The 22,791-nt window shown below is 73.5% G+C and carries 18 protein-coding genes and 5 tRNA genes; 10 read left to right on the top strand and 13 right to left on the bottom strand.

What is annotated here, in order from left to right; genetic code table 11:
• Positions 1-25: 25 nt before the first annotated feature.
• Complete coding sequence (locus AB0J33_RS12105) at positions 26-2,956, bottom strand: M36 family metallopeptidase (protein ID WP_363612606.1); 2,931 nt, start codon at positions 2,954-2,956, stop codon at positions 26-28.
• 213 nt (positions 2,957-3,169) lie between these two features.
• Here AB0J33_RS12105 and AB0J33_RS12110 point away from each other — a divergent pair, with 213 nt between their 5' ends.
• Positions 3,170-3,799, top strand: a complete 630-nt coding sequence (locus AB0J33_RS12110; protein ID WP_363612608.1) for a hypothetical protein — start codon at positions 3,170-3,172, stop codon at positions 3,797-3,799.
• Positions 3,800-3,834: 35 nt separating this feature from the next.
• On the opposite strand, the gene AB0J33_RS12115 is transcribed toward AB0J33_RS12110, so the two are convergent.
• The gene (locus AB0J33_RS12115; protein WP_363612610.1) at positions 3,835-4,416 is read right to left on the bottom strand and encodes a TIGR03086 family metal-binding protein; all 582 of its coding nucleotides are present in this window, start codon (positions 4,414-4,416) and stop codon (positions 3,835-3,837) included.
• An 82-nt stretch (positions 4,417-4,498) separates the two neighbouring features.
• Positions 4,499-5,101 carry a TetR/AcrR family transcriptional regulator gene (locus AB0J33_RS12120; RefSeq protein ID WP_363612612.1) on the bottom strand — a complete coding sequence of 201 codons (603 nt, stop codon included), beginning with the start codon at positions 5,099-5,101 and terminating at the stop codon, positions 4,499-4,501.
• Positions 5,102-5,487: 386 nt separating this feature from the next.
• Here AB0J33_RS12120 and AB0J33_RS12125 point away from each other — a divergent pair.
• From AB0J33_RS12125 to AB0J33_RS12135, 3 genes are all read left to right on the top strand, one after another.
• Positions 5,488-5,560: transfer RNA gene (locus AB0J33_RS12125), tRNA-Gly, on the top strand.
• A 34-nt stretch (positions 5,561-5,594) separates the two neighbouring features.
• A tRNA-Cys gene (locus tag AB0J33_RS12130) sits at positions 5,595-5,665 on the top strand.
• Positions 5,666-5,678: 13 nt separating this feature from the next.
• Positions 5,679-5,753 (top strand) — tRNA-Val (locus AB0J33_RS12135).
• Positions 5,754-5,831: 78 nt separating this feature from the next.
• Here AB0J33_RS12135 and AB0J33_RS12140 read toward each other — a convergent pair.
• Positions 5,832-6,320, bottom strand: coding sequence for a winged helix-turn-helix domain-containing protein (locus AB0J33_RS12140; RefSeq protein WP_363613192.1), 489 nt, complete (start codon positions 6,318-6,320; stop codon positions 5,832-5,834).
• Positions 6,321-6,606: 286 nt separating this feature from the next.
• Between AB0J33_RS12140 and AB0J33_RS12145 the strand changes: the two genes are divergently transcribed.
• Positions 6,607-7,188, top strand: coding sequence for a TetR/AcrR family transcriptional regulator (locus AB0J33_RS12145; RefSeq protein WP_363612614.1), 582 nt, complete (start codon positions 6,607-6,609; stop codon positions 7,186-7,188).
• A 45-nt stretch (positions 7,189-7,233) separates the two neighbouring features.
• On the opposite strand, the gene AB0J33_RS12150 is transcribed toward AB0J33_RS12145, so the two are convergent.
• Positions 7,234-8,214: a DUF5937 family protein gene (locus AB0J33_RS12150; protein ID WP_363612616.1), complete on the bottom strand. Its 981-nt coding sequence runs from the start codon at positions 8,212-8,214 to the stop codon at positions 7,234-7,236.
• Positions 8,215-8,284: 70 nt separating this feature from the next.
• On the opposite strand from AB0J33_RS12150, the gene AB0J33_RS12155 reads away from it, so the two are divergent.
• Complete coding sequence (locus AB0J33_RS12155; protein WP_363612618.1) at positions 8,285-9,100, top strand: isocitrate lyase/phosphoenolpyruvate mutase family protein; 816 nt, start codon at positions 8,285-8,287, stop codon at positions 9,098-9,100.
• A gap of 154 nt (positions 9,101-9,254) precedes the next feature.
• Here AB0J33_RS12155 and AB0J33_RS12160 read toward each other — a convergent pair whose 3' ends face one another.
• Complete coding sequence (locus tag AB0J33_RS12160; RefSeq protein ID WP_363612620.1) at positions 9,255-9,497, bottom strand: DUF6458 family protein; 243 nt, start codon at positions 9,495-9,497, stop codon at positions 9,255-9,257.
• A 147-nt stretch (positions 9,498-9,644) separates the two neighbouring features.
• Between AB0J33_RS12160 and AB0J33_RS12165 the strand changes: the two genes are divergently transcribed.
• Both AB0J33_RS12165 and AB0J33_RS12170 read left to right on the top strand, forming a co-directional pair.
• Positions 9,645-9,717, top strand: a tRNA-Gly gene (locus tag AB0J33_RS12165).
• 26 nt (positions 9,718-9,743) lie between these two features.
• Positions 9,744-9,818, top strand: a tRNA-Val gene (locus tag AB0J33_RS12170).
• Positions 9,819-9,900: 82 nt separating this feature from the next.
• Here AB0J33_RS12170 and AB0J33_RS12175 read toward each other — a convergent pair.
• From AB0J33_RS12175 to AB0J33_RS12205, 7 genes are all read right to left on the bottom strand, one after another.
• Positions 9,901-12,660 carry an FtsX-like permease family protein gene (locus tag AB0J33_RS12175; protein ID WP_363612622.1) on the bottom strand — a complete coding sequence of 920 codons (2,760 nt, stop codon included), beginning with the start codon at positions 12,658-12,660 and terminating at the stop codon, positions 9,901-9,903.
• Positions 12,657-15,824, bottom strand: a complete 3,168-nt coding sequence (locus AB0J33_RS12180; RefSeq protein WP_363612624.1) for a permease — start codon at positions 15,822-15,824, stop codon at positions 12,657-12,659. Before AB0J33_RS12180 ends, AB0J33_RS12175 begins: the two co-directional genes overlap by 4 nt.
• Positions 15,825-15,831: 7 nt before the next feature.
• On the bottom strand, positions 15,832-16,554 hold the full coding sequence (locus tag AB0J33_RS12185) for an ABC transporter ATP-binding protein (RefSeq protein ID WP_363612626.1): 723 nt from the start codon (positions 16,552-16,554) through the stop codon (positions 15,832-15,834).
• On the bottom strand, positions 16,551-17,483 hold the full coding sequence (locus AB0J33_RS12190) for an ABC transporter ATP-binding protein (RefSeq protein ID WP_363612628.1): 933 nt from the start codon (positions 17,481-17,483) through the stop codon (positions 16,551-16,553). Before AB0J33_RS12190 ends, AB0J33_RS12185 begins: the two co-directional genes overlap by 4 nt.
• 127 nt (positions 17,484-17,610) lie before the next feature.
• Positions 17,611-18,468, bottom strand: coding sequence for a universal stress protein (locus AB0J33_RS12195; RefSeq protein WP_363612630.1), 858 nt, complete (start codon positions 18,466-18,468; stop codon positions 17,611-17,613).
• An 11-nt stretch (positions 18,469-18,479) separates the two neighbouring features.
• The gene (locus AB0J33_RS12200; RefSeq protein WP_363613194.1) at positions 18,480-20,873 is read right to left on the bottom strand and encodes a phosphoketolase family protein; all 2,394 of its coding nucleotides are present in this window, start codon (positions 20,871-20,873) and stop codon (positions 18,480-18,482) included.
• A 67-nt stretch (positions 20,874-20,940) separates the two neighbouring features.
• Positions 20,941-21,801 carry a universal stress protein gene (locus AB0J33_RS12205; protein ID WP_363612632.1) on the bottom strand — a complete coding sequence of 287 codons (861 nt, stop codon included), beginning with the start codon at positions 21,799-21,801 and terminating at the stop codon, positions 20,941-20,943.
• A gap of 152 nt (positions 21,802-21,953) precedes the next feature.
• Between AB0J33_RS12205 and AB0J33_RS12210 the strand changes: the two genes are divergently transcribed.
• Together AB0J33_RS12210 and AB0J33_RS12215 are read left to right on the top strand one after the other, a co-directional pair.
• On the top strand, positions 21,954-22,190 hold the full coding sequence (locus AB0J33_RS12210) for an HTH domain-containing protein (RefSeq protein WP_030336062.1): 237 nt from the start codon (positions 21,954-21,956) through the stop codon (positions 22,188-22,190).
• Entirely contained in the window at positions 22,190-22,768 is a 579-nt protein-coding gene (locus AB0J33_RS12215; RefSeq protein ID WP_363612634.1) for a Clp protease N-terminal domain-containing protein, read from the top strand. Before AB0J33_RS12210 ends, AB0J33_RS12215 begins: the two co-directional genes overlap by 1 nt.
• The last annotated feature ends 23 nt before the right edge of the window (positions 22,769-22,791 follow it).

Here is a 22,791-nt window from a genome sequence, read left to right on the forward strand (position 1 = left end):
GCGGAGAGCCGCCGGCCCCACGGTGTCACTTCGAGAACGCCTGGAACTCGGCGATCCGGACCTGGCTGCGGGCCGGGCTGGCGGTCGCGCAGTCCGTCGTGGTGGCCGGGTCGTCGTCCTGCTCGCCCGCGTACTGCGGGCCGCCGGTGCACTGGCTCGCCAGCACCTCAAGTCGCAGGTGGGTGGCGAGGGTGGTGGGTACGGCGAACGTCCGGAGGTTGATGTCCCGGCTGTACGCCCGGTACGCCCCACCGGGGAACGCGTCCGCCGCGCTGGTGTAGATGCGCTGCCAGCGTGCCGGGTCGGCGCAGTCGGTGGTCTTCGCGTTGCAGGCGGACACCGCGAACGAGCGCAGCGCGCTGAGCGCGTTCTGCGAGCCGGTGTCGGCATCGCCGGTGATCGCCGGGCGCAGCATCGCGCTGACGTTCACCCGCTTGACCGTCTGCGGCGCGCCGCCCGGCAGGGCCACGGTGAGCTGCCGGCCGGCGACGCCGTCCAGGGAGGCCCAGTTCGTCGCCTCGGTGTCGTCGACGACCCGCTCCAGGTTGACCCCGTCGCCGGTGACGGTCGCGCCGGACGCGGTGGAGGCGAGGTTGCGGCTCATCCGCAGGTCCACGTACCCCTCCTGACCGGCCTTCGCGACCACGCTGAGCCGCTGGTGCCCGAAGCCGGGGGCCACGGCGAGCAGGTCGTACGTGCCGGCCACCAGCTCCACGGTGTCCGGGATCGGCGTCGCCGGGTCGGTGTCGGCCACCGGCACCGCCCGTGCCTCGTACGCCCCCACGTACACCCGGATCGGCGCCTCGGCGCTGTCCCCGCGCGGGCGCAGGGTGAACGTCGCGTTGCCGCCGCGTGGTGAGGCGAAACTCGGCGTCGGGTCGGTGTCGGCGGCGCCGTTGGTGACGGCGTCCCGGCCCATTCCGGAGCGGGCGAACTCGGCCCAGATCAGGTCCTGGTTGGCGCCGCCGAAGCGCAGCAGGTCGGCGGTGAGCATGTTGTCCCGCATGTCGAGCATGCTGACCTGGCTGGCGGCCTGGAGCAGGAACGAGTCGAAGACCAGCTGCGACCAGCGTCGGTTGCCCGGGCACTGGTCGGCCGCGACCTTGCCCTGCGCGCAGTCGAGCTGCCGCTGCGGGGTGCCGAGGCCGTACCGCTTCACCAGGGCCGAGCGGACCCGGAAGTTGGTGGCGCCCCAGATCTCGCCGTCGGCGTGCACGGCGGGACCGGCGGTGTTGTAGCCGATGTCGGAGTAGTTGAGCGGGCTGCGGCTCAGGTCGTAGTTGCGGATGCCGCTGACCAGGTTGCCGGTGACGTAGCCGCCGGTGACGAAGGGTGACTCCCCGGGTGCCCGCAGCCCGTTCTGGAAGAGGTACTCGGCGGCGAGTAGGTCGCCCCACGACTCGCCCATCGACCCGCCCTGGTGGCCGCTGATCCCGCTGTCCGGGCCGGCGATCATCCGGTTGGTGATCGCGTGGGTGTACTCGTGGCCGATCACCGTCATGTCGTAGTCGCCGTCGACGCACGGCGGGTACGGCCCGCCCGCCTGCGGCTGCCAGAGGTACATGTTGGTGGTCGGCGGCAGACCGTCGCGCGGGGTGCCCTGGTTGGCGTTGTTCCGGTTGCCGCTCAGCGCGCCCTGCTGGGCGCGGCCCTGCTCGGCGTCACCGCCCAGCCCGGACGGGGTGAGGTTGACCGCCTGGAGGTTCCACGCGGACTCGGTGAAGCCCAACTGGTACGACCAGTCGTGCATCCGGTTGTGCATGGCGAACAGATTGGCGATCGACGCGTCGGCGTCGTTGCGCTGGGCGGAGGTGAACACCGCCGGGTTGCACCGGGCCTGCTGCCACTGGTCGGTGAAGGGGTACTCGTAGCGGCGTTCCGGGCTGGTGGGGGCCGGGACGACGGGGGTGTTCGCACCCCAGGACAGCACCGTGTTCGCCGAGTTGCCGCGGGAGGTGAAGGTTGGCGTGCCGGTGGCCGCGTCGACGTCCCACGGTTGGCCGGTGGCCGGGTCGTGGAAGGCGGCCTGGCAGCCCGGCGCCGGGGCGCCGCACCAGCGCACCCGCGGGTCCTGCCCGGGGGCGAGGTCGCGGGGCGGGGTGGCCGGGAAGACCGCCCAGCTCGGGTTGTCGGAGTCGAAGTCGACGAGGTCCTCGCGGACCAGCACCTGCCCGGTGTTGCCGTCCACGTAGCTGGTGAACGCGGCCGGGTGCTCGGTGTCCGCGCCGATCATGGTCACCTCGTAGGCGGCCCGGGGCCCGTCCAGCGGGGTGGGCACGGCCACCGGCCGGATGGTGTGGCTGGCCACCGCGCCGGCGGTCAGCTTGGCGTCGGCGAGCGCGGCAGCGTACGCCTGCTCGGCGGTGCGGGTGGCCGGCGCTGGCGCGCCGGTGTCGCGGGCCAGCGAGGAGCTGACCGAGAGCACCGCGCCGTCGGCGACCGCCAGGGTCACCAGGCCGTCCGGCCCGGCGGGCAGGTCGCCGAAGCGTTGCCGAAGGGTGACCACGGTGCCGCTGCCGATCGGCCGGACCAGCACCCGTTCCATGGCGGCCACCGCGGCGGCGTCCATACCGAACAGGTCGCGGTTGGCGGCCAGGTAGGCCCGCGCGGCGGCCTCCGGGTCGGCGGGCAGCCCGCTGGCGAGCGGGGTGCGACCGGGGCCGAGTGCCTGCGGGGTGCCGAGGCGGTTCCACCGGACGTCGGGGTCGACGGCGCGAGCCATCCCGCGTTGCCGGGCGTCGGGTGCCGCCGTACCGGTGCGGTTGTCGAGGTCGGCGGGCTCGTGCCCCTCGGCGAACGGCCCGGATCGGCGCTCGGCGGACGCCGCGCCGCCGGCCGGAGCCGCGGTGCTCACGCCGGTGGGGAGCAGCGCGGCGACCGTCGCCGTTGTCGCCAGGATGGCGATGAGCCGGCGTCGACGCCGGCTCATCGGGGGTGACCACTCTGGTTGTGGCACGGAACCTCCTCGTGGGAGCGGGATGGCCGGCGATCGCCGGCCGTCGCTGCGCGGTGACGCATGCGCATCTGTGGATATCAGTCTGTCGAGGTCGCGGCAAGGCCCCGGGCCGCCGCCACACCGGAAGATCGAGATTATTCGACTTTACAAAAACAGCGCGCTTGTAAAGAGTGGGCCGGCTGTCAGAGCCGACGCAGGACGCGAGAGCCGAGGTTGCCCATAGCCGTCGATGCCGATCCGACCATCGAGGGCGCCACCTGGCGGGACCCGCGCCGACCGCTCTGGCCGCTGGCGCTGCTGGTGCCGACGCTGCCCTCGTCGGTTTCGCGCTCTGGCCTCCCCGCCCAGTTCGCGGCCCGGCGCTCTGCTGCGCGGTGTGGACCCGCGACGCGCTGGCGGTGGCCGGCGCGGCCGGTCTGCACGGCCGGTCTGGTCGCCACGGTCGGTGTGGTCGACGGCATGGCCATCAACACCGCACACGAGCTGGGCCACAAGCGGGAACGGGTGGAGCGCTGGCTGTCCAGGGTGGCCCTGGCGCCCACCGGGTACGGGCACCTCTACGTCGAGCACAACCGGGGCCACCACGAGCGGGTCGCCGCCCGGGACGACCCGGCCAGTTCCCGGTCGGGGGAGAGTTTCTGGGCGTTCTGGCCGCGTACCGTCTTCGGCAGCCTGCGCTCGGCGTGGCGGTTGGAGACCAGCCGGTTCCGCATCCGCGGCCGGTCACCCTGGGCCCACCGCAACGACGTGCTCAACGCCTGGGCGGTGACCCTGGTGCTGTACGCGGCGCTGACCGTCGCCCCCGGCCCCGGCGTGCTGCCGCGCGGGTCGATCGGTCCGTAAGCGGCGGGTCGATAGGTCCGTACGGCGCGGCTCGGTCAGTCGTCTGGCGCCCAGTCGGGGTCGCGGCCGAACGACGCCAGCAGGTGATCCTGTTCGTCGGCGTCGTCGGGCACCCGCACCCCGGTCCGGACCAGCTGGTTGCGCCGGTAGGCGTCGATCTGGCCGGCGAACCACTGGGTGGCGGCATGCACGGCGTCCGGGTCGAGTCGTGGTTGCGCGCCGATCGCCACGGCCACGTCCCAGCCGTGGATGAGGTGCTCGGCGAGGAGTTGCTGGAGGTACTCGGTGGCCGGGGTCTCGCCGCTGGAGAGGTGCACGGTGCGGTCGATCGTGCCGGGGTGGGTGGCGGCGATCTCGGCCTGCGCCGCGGCCTCCCGCGCCGTCGCGATCGGGTCGGCCCCGAGCTGGTCACCGTCGAGCCGGTCACCGACCTCGTCGATGGTCCGGCCGGCGAGCAGCGGAACACTCCACCGGTCCTCGGTCACCACGTGGTTGACCAGCGTCCGGACGTCCCAGTCCGAGCAGGGGGTCGGGTCGGACCACTGGCCGGGCTCGATCTGGTCCACCCGATCGACGAACTCGGCCAGGCTCCGGCGGTACGCCTCCAGGAGATCCATGCTGCCGATTGTTCCGGTCGGAGGGGCGGGACGAGCCCGTTTTGCCCGGCCTCGTGTGGAGGATCGGCCAGCGGTGTCCCGTTCAGTCCAGGTCGACCGGGTCCAGCCCGAGCTCTCGCGCGGTGACCAGCCGGACCCACTCGCCGAACTGGCGGCGGGAGATCACCCGGTCGTGCACGGCGAGCTGGACGGCGAGGCCGTCCATCACGGCGCTGATCCGCCAGGCGGCCCCGTCCGGGTCGGCGCACTGGAAGGTGCCGTCGGCCACCCCGGCGGAGATCACCGCGGCCAGGTCCTGCCGCCAGCGCAGGTCGAGCCGGCGGGAGACCTTCTCCAACTCGGGGGTACGCAGCGACTCGGACCAGCCGTCGATCCACATCGACCAGGAGGTCGCACGGCCGGCCGGGGTGTAGAGCTTGAGGATCCGGCGGAGCTTGGTCAGCGGCGGGGCCGAGGAGCGGGTCACCGCGTCCAGTCGGGCCAAATCCTGCTCGACCGCGTACGCGAAAGCCTGCGCGAGCAGCCGTTCCTTTGTGGCGAAGTGGTAGAAGACCAACGCCTGACTCACGCCCGCGGCATTCGCCACGTCGGCCGTCCGGGTGTTGGCCAGACCACGCTCCACGATCACGTCGCAGGCGGTGCGCAGCAGGGCATCCAGGCGGATCTCGGCCGCACGTCTCGTCACGACCGTTACCGTAGCCCATCCGACTGAACACGAACAGTTACCACCACGCGGCGATCCAGGCTGTGACAGTCGGAAGCCGGACACTTCCTCGGGGTGCCGTCGGTCGTTCCACAGGGAGTGTTCGTCGAGGTCCGCTGCCACCTCTGCGGGTGCGGAGAGGTGGGCGGGTGGGCATGCGACGCGATGATGACGATCGTTGCCTGGTGATGTCGGAGTGTGACGGTCAGTGGCGGATAGGGACATCAGGCCAGCCCCCTAGGAAGCCTGCCGGAAGTGCTCCGACCCGCCCCTGACGAGGCGGGACGCGCCGAGGCGACCCCGAGTTGGCAGTCAAACACCTACTCGGCTAAAGTTCTCATCCGTCACCCGGGAACGTCCGGGGGCGTGCGGACGTAGCGCAGCTGGTAGCGCATCACCTTGCCAAGGTGAGGGTCGCGGGTTCGAATCCCGTCGTCCGCTCGGAGCTGCCGCCACGCATGACGGGGGCAACCTCGGTGGGGTGGCCGAGAGGCGAGGCAACGGCCTGCAAAGCCGTGTACGCGGGTTCAAATCCCGTCCCCACCTCGGCAACAAGCACGGGCGATTGGCGCAGTGGGAGCGCGCTTCCTTGACACGGAAGAGGTCACTGGTTCAAACCCAGTATCGCCCACCAGAGGAAACGGCTCGTCACCGGAAGACCCGGTGACGAGCCGTTCTGCTGTGTCGCGGCGTCACGCACGCCCCGGGGGTGTCAGTCGACGCTGAGCCGGTAGCCGATTCCCCGCACGGTGTGCACCCGCAGGGTGCCGTCGACGGCGCTCAGCTTGCGACGTAACCGCTTCACGGCCGAGTGCAGGATCGACGTGTCGCCGAGGTACGCGCAGCCCCACACCGATTCGAAGAGCCTCTCGTACGTCCAGACACCGACCGGTGCGGTGGCGAGCTGGGTGAGCAGGTTGCGTTCGAGGCGGGTGAGGGCCAGCGGTTGTCCGCGCCACGTCACCAGATGGTCGAGCGGGTCGATGGTGAGGTCACCGAGGCTGATCCGGCCGGCCAGCCCGGGAGCCGAGGCGGCGGAAGCGGTGGCGGCGGGTTCGGTGGCGGTCGTGGAGGTGGCCGGCCGGACCGGACCGCTGACGATCGGCGGCCCGATCATCGCCTGCAACTCGGCGAGGTCGGTGCAGATCACCAAAGTGCCGAGGCCGTCCAGGCGCCGGACCATCCGCTCGCGCACCGACACGTCAGCGCTCACGCAGAACACGAGGGACACATCGTCGACCACCGTTCTCCTTCCCCAGGCGCCACAGGAAAGACAACGCTGTCTGGCGGCCGTAGTCAATGGTTTCCGTCGGTCGGTCGCCCCGCGATCGACGCGCTGTGAACGCCTTCTCCCGCTCGATCGTCGCCGGCACGCCGTCGGCCGGGATTCCGGACAGCCGGGCGTAGGCCGGGACGAAGGTGTCGAGGCCGGTGCTGTGACCGGCGGTACTTTGTCGATCGTTCCAGATAGCGGGTAGCGTTCGGTCATGGCCCGCACCCGTGAGTTCGACCTCGACGCCGCGGTCAACGCTGCCATGGACGTGTTCCGGAGCAAGGGTTACGAGGGCACCTCCATGCGTGACCTCTCCGAGGCGACCGGCCTGGGCAGCGGCTCGATCTACGCCGCGTTCGGCAGCAAGGACGGCCTCTACCTGGCGGTGCTCGACCTGTACCGGCAGCGCTACGCCGCGCCGATGGTGGACCTGCTGCGCTCGGGCAGAGACCCGCGTGCGGTCATCCGTGAGGTGTTCATCGGCACGGTGGACGACATCACCGGCGACGGTCGGCACCTCGCCTGCCTCATCGTCGGGGCGTCGATGGAACGGGCGCACCAGGACGTGCGGGTCGCCGAGCGGCTCCGCTCGACCACCCAGTCCCTGGAGTCGGCGCTCTACGACCTGCTCGCCGAGGCGCAGTTGCGGGGCCGGATCAGCACCGACCGCAGCGCCACCGACCTGGCCGGCTTCCTGGTGACCAGCCTTCAGGGCCTGCGGGTGATGGGCGCCATCAACCCGGACCGGGAGGCGCTGACCCGGTACGCCGAGGTCGCGCTCACCTGCCTGGACTGACGCCGGACGAGGCGGGCCGGCCAGTCACCGGCTGGTGGGCCACGGTCACCCGGTCGCGGAGAGCAGCGCCTCGGCGAGGTCGGTGCGGGCGCTGAGCAGCCTCCGGCCCCGCCGGTGGGTCACCACCAGACCGGCCGCGCGCAGTGCGGTGAGGTGTTGGGAGACTCCGGCGGGAGACATCTCGCTGCGCCGGGCCAGTTCGGTGGTGCTGGTCGGCGAGGTCAGTTCGCTGAGCAGCCGGGCCCGCCCGCGACCGATCACGGCGGCCAGCGCCTCCGGGACGCCACTCGGACGCTCCCACACGGTGCCGAGCCCACGGGCGGGATAGGCGAGCTGCGGTGCGTCCCCGGCGGACACGCTCAGCACCGACGGCCAGACGAAGACCGACGGGACCAGCACAAGCCCCGGGCCGTCCGTGACGTCCAGAGCCAGGCAGTGCCGCTGCGCCACCAGCAGGGTGTCGTCCTCCCACCGGACCTGCCGGTGCAGGTCGTTGAGGAGCACCGCCGCGCCGTCCTCGGCGAGGATGCGGGCGCGGGCGGTGACATCCGCGTCGAGCAGCAGCCGTAGCCGGGGCCAGTGCGGCGCCAGGGCGACCCGCCAGTACGCCTCGATCTCCTCGGTCAGCCGGCCCAGCCCGGCAGGCGGGTCGGCGTACAGGGCGGCGAGCGCTGGCGTGCGTTCGCCCGGGTACAGGTCCAGGTGCGCGCGGACGGTGTCGGCCGGGGTGGCGCGCAGCGCGGCCAGTTCGGCGCCCAGGTCCGGGACGAGGCCGGTGGGCGGCGGGGTGAGGAAGTCGGCCAGGTAGCCGGGCGAGGCCGGCACGAGCTGCCAGAGCATCCCGCCGTCCGGGCCGGCCAGCCCGGCGTCCACCAGTGGTGGACGGACCCGGCGGACCCAGGGCAGGTGGACGGCGTGGTCCCCGGGGTCGCGCAGCACCCGGACGCTCGCGACGACCTCCCACAGGCAGGAGACGGCGAACCGGATGCGGGCGACGGCGCCCGCCGAGAGGCTGATGGCGACCACGGCACCCCCGGTGGATTCAGCTGGGACTGAAACATTACCGCCGGGCTCGGGGTCGCCCGAGACTTGCCGGGTGAGCGAACACCACACCCGAGCCGAACTTTTCCGATCCCTGCACACCCCCGGGTCGCCGCTGATCCTGGTCAACGCCTGGGATGCCGCGAGCGCCCGCGTCGTCGCGGCGGCCGGCGTCCGTGCGGTGGCCACCACCAGCGCCGGAGTCGCCTGGAGCCTGGGCGCCGCCGACGGCGACGTCCTCGGCCGGGACGCGGCCGTCGACCTGGTCGGTCGGATCACCGCCGCCGTGTCCCTGCCGGTCACCGCCGACATCGAGTCGGGGTACGGGGCGACGCCGACGGAGGTCGGCGTGACCACCCGGGCGGTGCTCAAAGCCGGCGTCGTCGGTGTCAACGTCGAAGACGCCCGACGGGAGGGCGGCCCGCCGTTGCGGGACGTGTCCGACCAGTGCGCCCGGATCGGCGCGGTACGGGCCGCGGCCGACGCGGTCGGCCTACCACTCTTCGTCAACGCCCGGATCGACACGTTCCTCACCGGCGTGGCGGACGTCGACGAGACCCTGGCCCGAGCCTCCACCTATCTCGCCGCCGGCGCGGACGGCATCTTCGTGCCCGGGGTGGTCGACCCGGTGACCATTCGAGTGCTGGTGCGGGCGGTGCCGGCGCCGCTGAACGTGTTGGCCGGGCCGGGCGCGCCGTCGGTGCGGGAGTTGGCCCGGCTGGGGGTGGCCCGGGTGAGCCTCGGCTCGTCGGTCGCGGAGGCCGCCTACACGGTTGCCCGTCGCGCGGCCGATGAGGCGCTCGGCGCGGGCACGTACGGCGCGCTGGCGGACGCCCTCGACTACGGCACGCTCAATGCGCTGATGCGCTGATGCGCTGATGCGGTGCGGAGCGGTGCGCTCGGCGGTGGTGCCTTCCGCCGCGCGCGGGCCCGGGATGCGACGAGCCGGCCGCCTTCGAGCAAGGTGGCCGGCCCGGATTCCCGGTGTGATCCACCGGCTGCGCCAGCGCTGGGAACTGGTCGGGTCACAGCGGAGGCGCGATGTCCCGCCGCTCCTCGACCTGGCGGTACTCCACCGGCTGTTCGGTGGTGGTGACGACCTGGCGGCGTCGACCCCAGATCACTGTGGTCATGATCAGGCCGAGTACGCCGGCTCCCATCAGGATCCAGCCGACCACGTCGAGGTTGATGCCGCCGACGCTGGCGTCCAGTGCGAAGGTGAGGATCGCGCCGAGCGCGATCAGGAAGATGCTGGTGCCGATACCCACGACAGCCTCCTTAGGGGGATGTGGTGTGCTGTCGAGCCCTTCAGTACCCCGACGGGAACCAGCGCAACCACGACCGGTCAGGGTGCCGTGCCAAGCGATCTTGGCATCGGGTAGAGTTCACCTGTCGCCGGCGCTTGTCGGGGACGTGCGGACGTAGCGCAGCTGGTAGCGCATCACCTTGCCAAGGTGAGGGTCGCGGGTTCGAATCCCGTCGTCCGCTCGCGATCCGCCCCACGGGGCCACCACGGGCGATTGGCGCAGTGGGAGCGCGCTTCCTTGACACGGAAGAGGTCACTGGTTCAAACCCAGTATCGCCCACCAGGGTTTCGCTGAGGCACACCAGATCAGACAAGATCAATGTCTGGTCTGGTGTTTCCGTACACCGGGCATAGCCCCTCACCGGTCACTCGCCGGCGCGCAGTACCTCGCTCAGCCGGTCGCGTCGCCGCAGCGCCGACTCGACAGGTACGACCGTGGCTGCCGCCGCCAGCAGCGCCACGCTCACCAGGCCGAGCAGCCACCACGGCAGGACCGCCGCCGGGTCGGCGGCCTGGCCGGTGAGCAGCCGCAGGTCGAGCGGGCCGAGCGTCAGGCGTGCGAGCAGGGCCCCGAGGAGCGGGCCGGACACCGCGGCGACCACGACCGGCGGCAGCAACTCCCCGGTGGCGACCCAGCGGGCGTCGCGTGGCCGCAGGCCGAGGGTCCGCAGCCGGGTCAGGGTCTGCCACCGCTCCGACGCACCGGCGGCGGCGGCGAGCGCGAGGCCGAGCAGCCCCAGCGCCAGCAGTACGGCGGCGGTCGTCCACGCCAGCCGGAGCAGCCCCCCGGTCAGCGGAGCCACCCGCTGCGCCCGCAGGACATCCGCGCGCAGCACGACGTCGGCGGCGACGCCGGTGTTCGCCACGGCCCGCGCCGCGCCCGGCCCGGTCACCCAGACGGTATTCGCAGCGGCGGGCAGCCCGGCGCCGGCGACGGCCGCGGCGTCCACGATGACGACGTCGTTGGTGCCGCCGACGGAGGGAGCGGTACCGACCGCGGCGAGACGGATCGCCGGGGCGTCGTCCCGGGGCAGCTTCAGTCGCATGCCGGTCCGCAGATCGCCGTCGCTGGAACGCACCAGCGCCGGTACGTCCCCGGAGCCGGGAGCGGGTGCCGTGAGGCGGGCCAGCGCCGGCGCATCGGGCAGCGGGGTGGTGGCCAGCAGGCGCTGGAACGCGGCGGTGTCCACGATGACCAGGCGTGGGGTGAGCAGTGTCGACTCGGTGAAGACGGGTGCCGAGTCGGTCACCTGCGCGACGACGACCTGTTCCACTCCGGGTGCGGCGGCGATGCGCTCGGCGAGTACGGGGGTGGCGGCCGCGGCGTCGGCGCCGACGTCGAGGCGGGCGTCGGCGCCCACGGTGCTCCACGCGCCGTCGGCCATACCCCGGGTGACGGTGGTGCCGAGGATGAGCGCGAACGACGCGAGCGCGGTCGTGCTGACCAGAACCAGCATCGGCAGCGCGCGCCCGGCCGTCGTGGCGGCTTGGGCGGCACCGAACACGGCCAGCGGGCGGCGCGAGCGCAGGGCCTGTCGAAGCGCGAATCGCGCCCCGAGGGGAAGCAGCCGGACCAGGACGAGCGCGCCGACGAGCGCGCCCAGCGTGAGGGCACTGATCGGCAGGATCAGGTCTCCGGTCAGCTCACCGGTGTCGCCGTCGGAGGCGACGGGCAGGAGCCCGCGCTGGTGCAGTGTGACGAGGGCGGTGACCGCGGCGATCAGGACGGTGGCCTCCACGGCCGCGCGGCGCAGCTGGCCGGTGGCCCGGATCCAGCGCCGAGCCGCCGGGTTGGCGGGTTGACGCCGGTCGCGGCTGGCGCGGGCGGCGGCGAGGATGCCGAACGCCGGCCCGCCGAGGGCACCGGCCAGGACCACGGGAACGGCCCAGGTCCAGGGGATTCCCGGAGCGGCCGCGTGGGCGAGCGTGAGCCCGACGGCGGCGGCCGACAGGGACACCACGGTGGACTCGATGATCAGTTCGGTACCGAGGTCGGGTAGCGCCGCCCCCCGCTGCCGAGCGGCGCTCAGCGCCGGGGCGCGGCGGCGGACCAGCAGGTCGGCGGCGAGCAGCAGGACCAGTACGGTGACGGTCAGCATCCCGGCGAGCAGGGCGGCGGCCTGTGCGAAGGCGGCGTTGTTGCGTGCGCGGGCGTCGCGCAGGGCGGTGTCGAGTAGCGATTCCCACCGCAGGGACTGGTCGCGGACGCTCGATGAGCCGGAGGCCGCCTTGAGCTGGACCACCTGGCTGGCGAGCGCCGCGGTGGCGTCCCAGGTGAGCGCGTCGGGTTCGGGTGCGAAGTGGACGGCGCGCCGCAGTTGGTCCTCGTCGACGGCGAGCCGGGCGTCCGGTAGGGACTCACGTGACAGCAGGCCGGCGAACCGGGTGGTCCCCACGCCGTCGGCGCCGGGAATGGGGTTCAGGAGCGCCGGGGCGAGTCGCCAGGCGGGGTCGGCGCTGTCCACCGGTCGGTAGATCCCGCTGATCCGGACGTCCTTGGCGCGGCCCTCGCCGTCCCTGACCGGGATTCGATCGCCGGGGCCGAGGTCGAGTGCGGCGGCGTCGGTCTCGGAGAGGCCGACCTGCACCGGCCAGGGCGGTCCGTCGTAGGCGATCTCGACGTATTCGTCGCGGACGGCGGGGCCTGGAGCGCTCCCGGCGACCCAGGTCACGTCGGGGACGTCGAGGTCGTCGGCCAGGTAGGTGAACTGGAAGGTACGCGGCAGGCTGCCGTCGGTGATGCTGAGGATCGGGCCGTTGACGACGGCGATGGGCGGCAGCAGCACGGCGTCCAGGTCGGGTTTGAGCGCGTACGTCGCGCGGGCGCGGAAGTCGTCGACGTCCGCGGCGAGGCGGGGCATCCGGACCCGTCCACCGGTCGGCCCGTCGTCGCGTTCCCAGGCCGCGTACGCGAGGACGTTCGAGTCGTGGCCGGCGCGGCGGACCGTGTCCTGGACGGCGTCGTCGGCGGCGGCGCGGAGCAGCGCCGGCACGGCCCCGGCGAGCAGCGCGACGGCCGCGATGACGGCGGCGGTGAGCAGCAGCGGTCCGACGTCGGTACGGGCCCGGCCGAAGATGCTGGGCCAGTGCGGCGCCGGCCACCGGCGGGTCAGCCACCGCTTCACGGCGTCACCCGCAGGTGCGCCGCGTCGGCCCGGCGGACCTGGACGGTGACGACGACGGCGACCGCCAGTACGCATCCGGCCAGCAGTGCGGCGAGCAGCGCGGCCTCGGCCGGCCACGGCCAGTGTGGTTGGGCGGCCGGAACGGGCGCGGCGCCGGTGTCGGAGCGTACGAGCAGGGGAGCGACGACGCGGGTGGCGAGCGCGCCGACGGCCGCGCCGACCGCGAGCAGCGGCAGCAGAACGCCGGCGTGCTGGCCGAGCAGCACGGCCCGGATGCCGCGCCGGGACATCCCCAGGCCACGTAGCCGCGCCACCTCGACGGCGCGGATCTGTAGATCGCAGGTGACGTGCAGGACGACGCCGGCGAGCAGCAGCAGGGCCGCGGCCGGGACGATGAGCCGGAGCGCGGCCGGCAGCCCGACGCGCAGCGGGCCGCCGGTGAGACGGGCGGTCTCCGCCTCGCGGGTCGTGACGGTGCCCAGGTGCAGGTCGGTGGCCCGTTCGACGGCAGCGGGACCGGCGGGGTGGCCGACCCACCAGGCGTCGACCGGGAACGTCAGGTCGCCGGTGACGACCCGTGCCCGGGACAGCGTGTCCAGGTCGGCCAGGAGGGCGGCGGCGCCGGGGGCGGACGGGACGGTCGGTACGACCTCGGCGACGACGATCGGGACGGGCGTGGTGCCGACCGTGACGCTGAGTTGGCTGCCGGTGTGGACACCGACCTCGCCGGCAAAGCGGGCGGAGACGGCGACGGGCACCGGGCCGGGGTTCGGGAAGGCGGTGGCGACGAGGGTCCGGGCGGCGTCCTCGGCGCCGCCGAGTTCGACGGTCGCGGCCATCCGCAGCGTGGTACCCGCCGGCGTGGCGGACAGCGTGACGGTCGGGTCGCGCAACCTGCTCGGGACCGGCGGCGCGGACGTGACGGTCCAGTCGGATCCGCCAGTGGGGCTCCGCGCCGAACCGTCGGGTGGCACGGTGAGCGTGACGGCGACGGCGACGGGTCCGCCGACCGCGTCGGTGGCGACCGGCAGGGCGACCGCGACGAGGCGCAGCCCGTCGGCCGGCGCGCAGTCGGGCAGTCGGAACTCCCGGCCGTCGAGGGGTACGGCGGGACCGGCGCAGGACGTGCGTAGGCCGGTGGCGTCCTGCAACAGCAGTCGGGGCGTCACGGTGAGCGGGGTGTCGCCGGCGGCGGTTCCGCTCAGGACGAGTGGGGCGCCGTGCGCAACGGCGAGGCCGGTGACCGGGGTGCGTGGCGCCAGCGTGGCACCCACGTCCGCCCAGCCGCGGTCGCCGTCCAGCGGCCCGCGCAGCAGCGCGTCGGCGCGGGTGGTGTCGACGGCGACCAGTCGCGGCGCGCCGCCGGCGGTGCCGAGCCACTGACCGACGGCGGTACCCCGGTCGAAGGCCGGGCTCACCGCCCCCGCGGTGGCCGCGCTGACGACCGCGCCGTCGCCGGCCACCGGCGCCGTGCCGAGGGTGAGTGCCAGGTCGGTGCCGACGGAGAGCGCGGCCTGGTCGCGCTGCGACTGGTGCCACGTGCTGTCGAAGGCGAGGCCGAACGTCGCCGCCGCGCAGGCCAACCCGACGAGCAGCCCGGCGGCGACCGCCTGGGGTCGGCGGGCGGCCCCGGCGACCGCCAGCGGGAACGCCAGCCCGCGGGCGCGGTACGCCAGCCGGTCGGCGCCGCGCAGGGCGGGAAGTACCACCCGTAGCGCCAGGGCGGCGCCCGCGGTCAGCAGCAGCGCCGGCGCGAGCACCCGGACCGCGTCGGCGCGTGGGCTGGCGGCGGTGGGCTGCGCGTACAGCTGCCACCAGCCGGTGGCGGCGAATACCGTGAGCATCAGGTCGAGGCCGGATCGGGCCAGCAGTTCCCGGCGGGTGCGCCGGTCGCCGGCCGCAGGAACGGGTTGGATCGCCAGGACGGTGAGCACGACGGCGAGCACCAGCGCACCGCCGGTGACCGTGAGGATCTGGGCGGCGGTGACGGCCGGTCGGACGGTCAGGCCGGCGTCGTCCAGCGGCGGTAGGTGGGTCAGTCCGGCGTGCAGGGCCGACGAGGCCGGTAGCGCGAGCGCGGCGGCGACGGCGGCGACGAGCCCGGCCTCGAGTGTCGCGGTGGCGGCGAGTTGGCGACGGCTGGTGCCCAGGGCGGACCGCAGGGCGGTCTCGTCGGCGCGTATGCCCGCGGTCAGCCGGCCGGCGAGGACGAGTGCCGTCGCGGTCAGGACACCGCCGAGGACGGCGATGGCGAGCACGACGGCGGCGGTGACGTGCCGTTGGTCGTCGGCGGCCCGCAGGGTCAGCGGCAGTTCGGAGGCAACACGCGCGAGTTGGACACGGTCGCCGAGGGTGCCCGCCAGCCGGCGGTCGGCGTCGCGGACGCCCTCGGCCACGGCCTCCAGGTCGCGGCGGTTGGCGTGGGACAGGTCCGGATGGGCGGTGACCTCCAGCCGGTCCAGGGTGGCGCCCGTGGTGATCAGGTCGGCGAGGTCGACGAGGAACGGGCCGTAGGCGTTGACCGGTTGCAGGAAGCGGCCGTCCCGGTAGCCGGTGGCGGAGCCGGCCGCGGACAACGGGTCGCGGTCCCAGCCGCGCCCCGGCAGCGGGCGCACCACACCGACGACCGTCACGTCGATGGCCGGGACGGGCGCGTGGGCCAACTCGGCGCCGAGGCGCACCCGGCGACCGGGGGTGAGGCCGAGCAGTCGGGCGGTGGACTCCAGCAGCACCGCGTCGCCGGGGTGCCGGGGCCAGCGCCCGGCGAGCAGCTCGGCTCGGGCCGGCAGGTCGTCCAGTCCCGACAGGTACGCCTGGGCCGGGACGGTGGTGCCCGGGGCGAGCGCGGGCGGCAGTGCCCGCAGCACCGTCGACGCCCGGGCGGTCGCCGTCACCGGGAACGGTGCGAGCGCGGAGGCCACCACGCTGCGGGTGTCGGCGGCGACGGACGGCGCGTCCCGACCCTCGACCGTGCCGGTGTAGACGGTCACGTCGACGGCGGCGGGGGTGGCGCGGGCCATGGCGACCTCCAGCGCCCGCTCGGCGGTGCGGGTGACCAGCAGGGTGCAGGTGCCCAGCAGGGTCGCGCCCAGCGTGACGACCCCGAGGAGGGCTGCCAGCAGCGGCCACTGCGCGTGGGCGCGCCGGCCGACCAGCCTCAGCATCGTCGCGTCACCTGACGTCCGGCACGGGCTCGTACGACTGCCCGGCCACCTGGTCGTCGAGGTGCCCGTCGTGGATGCGGATCACCCGGTCGGCCAGGGCCATCATCACCGCGTCGTGCGTCGACACCAGTACGGTGACGCCTTCGGATTCCACTATTCCGCGCAGCAGGGCCATCACCGACAGGCCGGTCTCGGCGTCCAGTTGCCCGGTGGGCTCGTCGGCGAGCAGCAGCCGGGGCGAGGCGGCCAGCGCGCGGGCGATCGCCACCCGCTGCTGCTGGCCGCCGGACAGCTCGGCCGGCCGCTGCCGGGCGTGGTCGGCCAGGCCGACCAGCTCCAGCAGCAACTCGACCCGCCGTTCGCGTTGCGCCGGGGCGACGCGGGCCAGCCGCAGCGGGGCGGCGACGTTCTCCGCGGCCGACAACACCGGGATCAACCCGAAGCTCTGGAAGACGTACGACAGCTTCTCGCGCCGCAGTTGGGACAGGCCGTCCTCGTCGAGCGCGGTGACGTTCGTGCCGTCGACGTGCACGGTGCCGGCGTCCGGGCGGTCCAGGCCGCCGATGACGTTGAGCAGGGTGGTCTTGCCCGAGCCGGACCGGCCGACGAGCGCCACCATGGCACCGGCGGCCACGTCGAACGACACGCCGCGCAGGGCGTTAACGACGGTCGGCCCGGTGCGGAAGCGCCGGTGTACGCCGCGCACGCTGAGCAGCGGCTCGCTACTCATTCGCCGTTTCCCGCATCGGGGCGGATCGTGATGTGGTCGGGTTCCAGGGCCAGCCGGACCCGTCGGGTCAGCGCCAGCGCCTGGCGGAAATCGCGGGGCACCTGGACCCGTCCGGCCCGGTCCATCACGGCGTACTCCTCGGCGATCATGTGCGTGTCGCCCGCCGCGTCAATGGTGCTGCGGCGCAGCACCTCACTGCTGGTGCGCCCATCGCGGATCGCGACGGTCCGTTCGACCTGGCCGCTGACCTCCGGGTCGTGGGTCACCACGACGACGGTGACGCCGTAACGCCGGTTGACGTCTCGCAGCACACCGAAGACCTCCGCGGACGTGGCGGCGTCCAGCTCGCCGGTCGGCTCGTCGGCGAGCAGGACCCGCGGCTGGTTGGCCAGCGCCACCGCGATCGCGACCCGCATCTGCTGCCCGCCGGAGAGTTGCCCGGGCCGCCGATCGGCGCAGTCGGCGACGCCGAGGCTGTCCAGCAGTTCGGCGGCGCGCTCCCGGCGCTGCGCCTTCGGGGTGCGGGCCGCCGTCATCGGCAGGTCCACCATCTCCCGTGCGGTCAGGTAGGGGATCAGGTTGCTCGCCGTCTGCTGGCGGACGAACCCGACGGTGTGCCGCCGGTAGTCCACCCGGTCCGCGCGGGACATTGTCAGCAGGTTCCACCGGTCGACCCGGACCCGTCCGGCGGTGGGGGCGTCGATGCCGGCCAGGATGGAGAGCAGTGTCGACTTGCCCGACCCGGAGGCGCCGACGACGGCGACCAGCTCACCGCTCTCCACGGCCAGGTCCAGCCCCTGTAGTGCCTGCACCTCGATCGAACCGGTCTGGTAGATCCGCACCAGGTTCTCGCAGACGATGAGCGCGTCCCGGCCGAACTCGGGTGCCCGCGCGGATGGCTGCGGCAGGGACAGCGGTGTGCTGGACATCAGGAGCCTCGATCGCCGGTGCCGACGCAGATTGAAGCAGTCTCGCAATCGGCGGCTCTGTTGACCATGCCCCGGAACGGCTTTCCTGCATCCTGGACGAGCACCCGGCGCCCGCCCCGGTTGAGCCTCAGCGTTCGCGGACCACCGCGACGGGGCAGTTGGCGTGCTGGATGAGCTGTTGGCTGACCGAGCCGAGCAGCATGCCGGCCAGCCCACCCCGACCCCGGCTGCCGACCACGACCAGCCGCGCCTGCCGGCTCGCCTCGGTCAGCATCGCCGCCGGGCTGGCGGACACCAGGTCGACGGTCACGGCCAGCTCGGGGAACGTTCGCCGCCACGGTTCCAACGCCTGCTCCACGGCGGCCCGTTCGTCGGGCACCCCGGCCGCGCCGCCGGGGCCGGGTGTCCAGGCGTGCAGGACGCGCAGCGGTACCCGCCGCTGCGCCGCCCGTTCGGCCGCGAAGCCGAGCGCCACCAGCGAGGGTTGCGAGCCGTCCACACCGACCGCCACCGGGCCGCCGGACGGGTCGGACACCGCGCCGCCGGCTCCGTCCCGCACCACCACGACCGGGCAGTGCGCGTGCGCGGCGACCGACACCGCCGTCGACCCGGCCAGCAGGCCGCCGAACCCACCGTGACCCCGGCTGCCGAGCACCAGCATGTTGGCCTCGGTCGAGCGTTCCTGCAACACCAGCGCGGGCGGCCCGTCGTACACCTCGCCGGTGATCGTCAGCCCGGGGTTGGCCGCGGCGGCGTCCGCGGCGGCCTTGCGGACCAGGTCGTCCACCTGCCGGCGGGCGGTGTCGTCGGGCCACACACCGGGCGCCACGCCCGGACCGACCCAACTGGCCACGGTCAGCCATTCGAAGACGTACGCCAGTCGCACCGGTTGGCCGCTGTGCCGGGCCTCCTCGACGGCCCAGGTCAGGGCGATCGAGGCGTCGGTGGAGCCGTCGTAGCCGACCAGGATCTCGGCGTCGCGCACGTCGTCCTCCTTCAGGGGGTGGTCGGGTCGGTTTCGCGGATCCAGCGCCACTCGGCGACCTGGGGGTCGTCCTCGCCGTACTGGCGGGTGTAGTCGCGGGCAGCCTGCCGGGCGTCGACCATCCGTTGACGCAGGTGCGCGGCGCGGGAGGCCAACCCGGGCACCCGGTCGATGACGTCGATGACCAGGTGGAACCGGTCCAGGTCGTTGAGCATCACCATGTCGAACGGCGTGGTGGTGGTGCCCTCCTCCTTGTACCCGCGCACGTGCAGGTTCCGGTGGTTGCTGCGCCGGTAGGTGAGTCGGTGGATCAGCCACGGGTAACCGTGGTACGCGAAGATGATCGGCCGGTCCCGGGTGAAGATGGTGTCGAACTCGTTGTCGGTCAGGCCGTGCGGATGCTCGGTGTCCGGCTGGAGCCGCATCAGGTCGACCACGTTGACCAGCCGCACCTTCAGCTCAGGGAGGTTCTGGCGCAGCAACTCGACGGCGGCCAACGTCTCCAGGGTGGGCACGTCTCCGCAGCAGGCGAGCACCACGTCCGGCTCGGTGCCGCCGTCGTTGCTGGCCCACTCCCAGATGCCCAGGCCACGGCGGGTGTGCTGGATCGCCTCGGTCATCGTCAGCCAGTTCGGCGCGGCCTGCTTACCGGCCACCACCACGTTGATGTAGTGCCGGCTGCGCAGGCAGTGGTCCATCGTGGCGAGCAGCGTGTTGGCGTCCGGCGGCAGGTAGACGCGCACCACCTCGGCCTTCTTGTTGACCACGTGGTCGATGAAACCCGGGTCCTGGTGGGAGAAGCCGTTGTGGTCCTGGCGCCAGACGTGGCTGGACAGCAGGTAGTTCAGCGAGGCGATCGGCTGTCGCCACGGGATGGCCCGGGTCACCTTCAGCCACTTGGCGTGCTGGTTGAGCATCGAGTCGACGATGTGGATGAACGCCTCGTAGCTGGTGAACACGCCGTGCCGGCCGGTCAGCAGGTAGCCCTCCAACCAGCCCTGGCACAGGTGCTCGGAGAGCACCTCCATGACCCGCCCGTCCGGGGAGAGGTGGTCGTCGCCCGGCACGGTGGCGGCCACCCACGCCCGGTCGGTCGCCTCGAAGGCGGCGCCGAGCCGGTTCGACGCGACCTCGTCCGGGCCGAACAACCGGAACGTCTGCGGGTTCGCGCTGATGACGTCGCGGATCCACGGGCCGAGCACCCCGGTCGCGCCGGCGATCGGCTCGCCCGGTTCGGGGACCTCCACCCCGTAGTCGCGGAAGTCCGGCAGGGCCAGGTCGCGCAGCACCAGGCCGCCGTTGGTGACCGGGTTGGCGCTCATCCGCCGGTCACCGCGCGGTGGCAGGGTCAGCAGCTCGTCCACCGGAGCGCCGGTCGCGTCGAACAGCTCCTCCGGTCGGTAGCTGCGCAGCCAGCGCTCCAGCTCGGCCCGGTGCGCCGGGTTGTCGCGAACGCCCGACAGTGGCACCTGGTGGGCGCGGTAGGTGCCCTCCACCTGGGCACCGTCGACCTCGCGCGGGCCGGTCCACCCCTTCGGCGTGCGCAGGACGATCATCGGCCAACGAGGGCGTTCGACGACCCCGCCGGAGCGGGCCCGCCGTTGGATGTCGGCGATTTCGTCCAGCACGCGGTCCAGCGTCGCCGCGAGGGTGCGATGCACCTGGGCGGGCTCGTCGCCGGCCACCACGTACGGCTGGTAGCCCGACCCGCGCAGGAGGTCGAGCAGGTCGGTCTCGGGGATCCGGGACAACACGGTCGGGTTGGCGATCTTGTAGCCGTTGAGGTGCAGGATGGGCAACACCGCGCCGTCGCGCGCCGGGTTCAGGAACACGGTGGAGAGCCAGCTACCGGCCAGCGGCCCGGTCTCCGCTTCGCCGTCGCCGATCACGCAGGCCACCAGCAGGTCCGGGTGGTCGAACGCGGCGCCGTAGGCGTGGCTCAACGCGTACCCCAGCTCGCCGCCCTCGTGGATCGAGCCCGGCACGTCCGCCGCCACGTGGCTGGGGATGCCGCCCGGGAAGGAGAACTGGCGGAAGAGCCGGGACATCCCGACCTCGTCGCGGGCCACGTCGTGGTAGCGCTCCGACCAGGTGCCCTCCAGCCAGGTGTTGGCGACGATGGCCGGGCCGCCGTGCCCGGGGCCGGTGACCAGCATGGCGTTGAGGTCGCGCGTGACGATCACCCGGTTCAGGTGGGCGTAGATCAGGTTGAGGCCGGGGCTGGTGCCCCAGTGCCCCAGCAGCCGGGGTTTGATGTCGTCGGGGGTCAGCGAATCGCGCAGCAGCGGATTGTCCAGTAGATAGATCTGCCCGACGGTGAGGTAGTTCGCGGCGCGCCAGTAGGCGTCCAGCCGGCGCAGCTCGTCGTCGGTGAGGGCGCGTTGCACGTCGAGAGCGGTGTCCATCATGCTGCCTCTCGCGGGTAGGAGTGGGGTCTGCGGCGTCCGACCTCGCGGCCGCCGACGCCCCGGGTCAGGGTCGCTGGTCCGGCACCGGGCGGGCACCCGGCCCGGTCAGCGGCGCCTCGGCCAGACCGCGGACGATGACGACCGGGGCCGGGGAGTGGTAGAGCAGGGACTGCGCGACCGCGCCCAGCATGGCCCGACCCGGTTCGTCGCCGCGGGCGGCGACCAGCGCCAACTGTGCGGTGCGGGACGTGTCGATCAGCACCTCGGCGGGGTCGCCACGCACCACCCGACACTCGGTCGGCACCGCCCCGTGTCGGTCGGTGTGCCGGGCCAGTGCCTCGCTGAGCTGCTCGGTGACCGCGTCGGTGTCCTCGTCGTACTCCACCACCCGCAGCGCCAGCAGGCGGGTGGCCCGGCGGGCCGTGCACTGCACGGCCCACTGCAGGGCGAGGTGTGAGCTGGGCGAGCCGTCCACGCCCACCAGCACCGGGCCCTGTGGCGGCGGCTCACGCCGGACCACCAGCAGGGGGCAGCCGGCCCGGGCGGCCAACTGCACGGCGGTCGTCTCGGCCGGAACGCACTGGCCGCTGCCCACCATCCCGCTGTCGCCGACGGCCAGTAGGAAGGCGGACTCCGAGCGGCGGATGAGGGTGGGCAGCAGGGCGCTCTCCACGATCTCCCCGCGTACGGTCAGCCCCGGCTCGGTCTGGTGGGCGAGCTGGGCGGCGCTGGTGATCAGCTCTTCGGCCTGGTCGCGAGGGGCGGCGACGGTGTCCGCGGCGAAGGCCGCCCGCCAGTCGAAGGTGTGCAGCACGTGCAGTGGCCGGCCGTGTCCGGCGGCCTCCTGCGCGGCCTGCTCGACGACCGGAAGGTCGCGTGCCGACCCGAGGCCGACCAGCACCGCCGCGTCGGTGGGTGCGGCCATCCGATATCACCTCCCGGGCGTCGCGCCCGGCACGACCAAGCTGTCCCTGACCGAGGGTAGTCCGACGGACACGGCGGCGGGTCGGATCGGCTGCCGCCGGGCGACGTCAACCAAGGTTGACACGGCGGACGCTGTCAACGTATGTTGACGCCATGAGTCAGGCGACAGAACTCGCGGCGGCAGCCGGCAGCACCGACCCCCGGGTCGGGCTGCGTGCCGTCCGCGCGCTGCGCCGGCTGCTCGAACGGCTTGAGGTGGTCCAGGTGGACAACGCCCGACGACAGGGCTGGTCCTGGCAGGAGATCGCCGACACGCTCGAGGTCAGTCGGCAGGCGGTGCACAAGAAGCACGCCGGGCGACCGGCGGTCAACTCATCCTGGGAGGCGTGATGTTCGAACGGTTCACCGACCGGGCGCGCGACGTGGTGCGACGGGCGCTGGAGGAGGCACGGGCCGAGGGCCAACGGCCGGTCGGCACCGAGCACCTGCTGCTCGCCCTGCTCGCCGACGACGCCGGCCTGGCCAGCCGGGTGCTCACCGACGCCGGGGTGCGCGCCGACGACCTGCGCGAGCGCGTCCGCCGGCACACCACCGGTGGCGGCGCCGGCCTCGGCGACGCGGACGCCGCGGCCCTGCGGGAGATCGGCATCGACCTGGCCGCGATCGTGGCCCGCATCGAGCAGTCCTTCGGCCCGGACGCGCTGCGCGAGGCCGTGCCGGCGCCACGCCGCCGCTGGGGGCGTCGGCGATACCTCGGCGGCCCGTTCTCGCCCCGCTCGAAGAAGGCGCTGGAGCTGTCCCTGCGGGAGGCCCTGCGCCTGCGCCACCGGCACATCGGCACCGAGCACATCCTGCTCGGGGTGCTCCGGGAGGGGCAGGGGCTGGGCGCCCTGGTGCTCACCGAGTCCGGGGTCGACCTCGACGATCTGCGCCGACGGGTGGAGCTGGCCCTGCGGGCGGCGGCCTGACGGGGTGGGGCAGGGTTGAAACC

It is taken from the genome of Micromonospora sp. NPDC049645, from assembly GCF_040675155.1.
In the GTDB taxonomy this organism is placed as follows: Bacteria; Actinomycetota; Actinomycetes; order Mycobacteriales; family Micromonosporaceae; genus Micromonospora.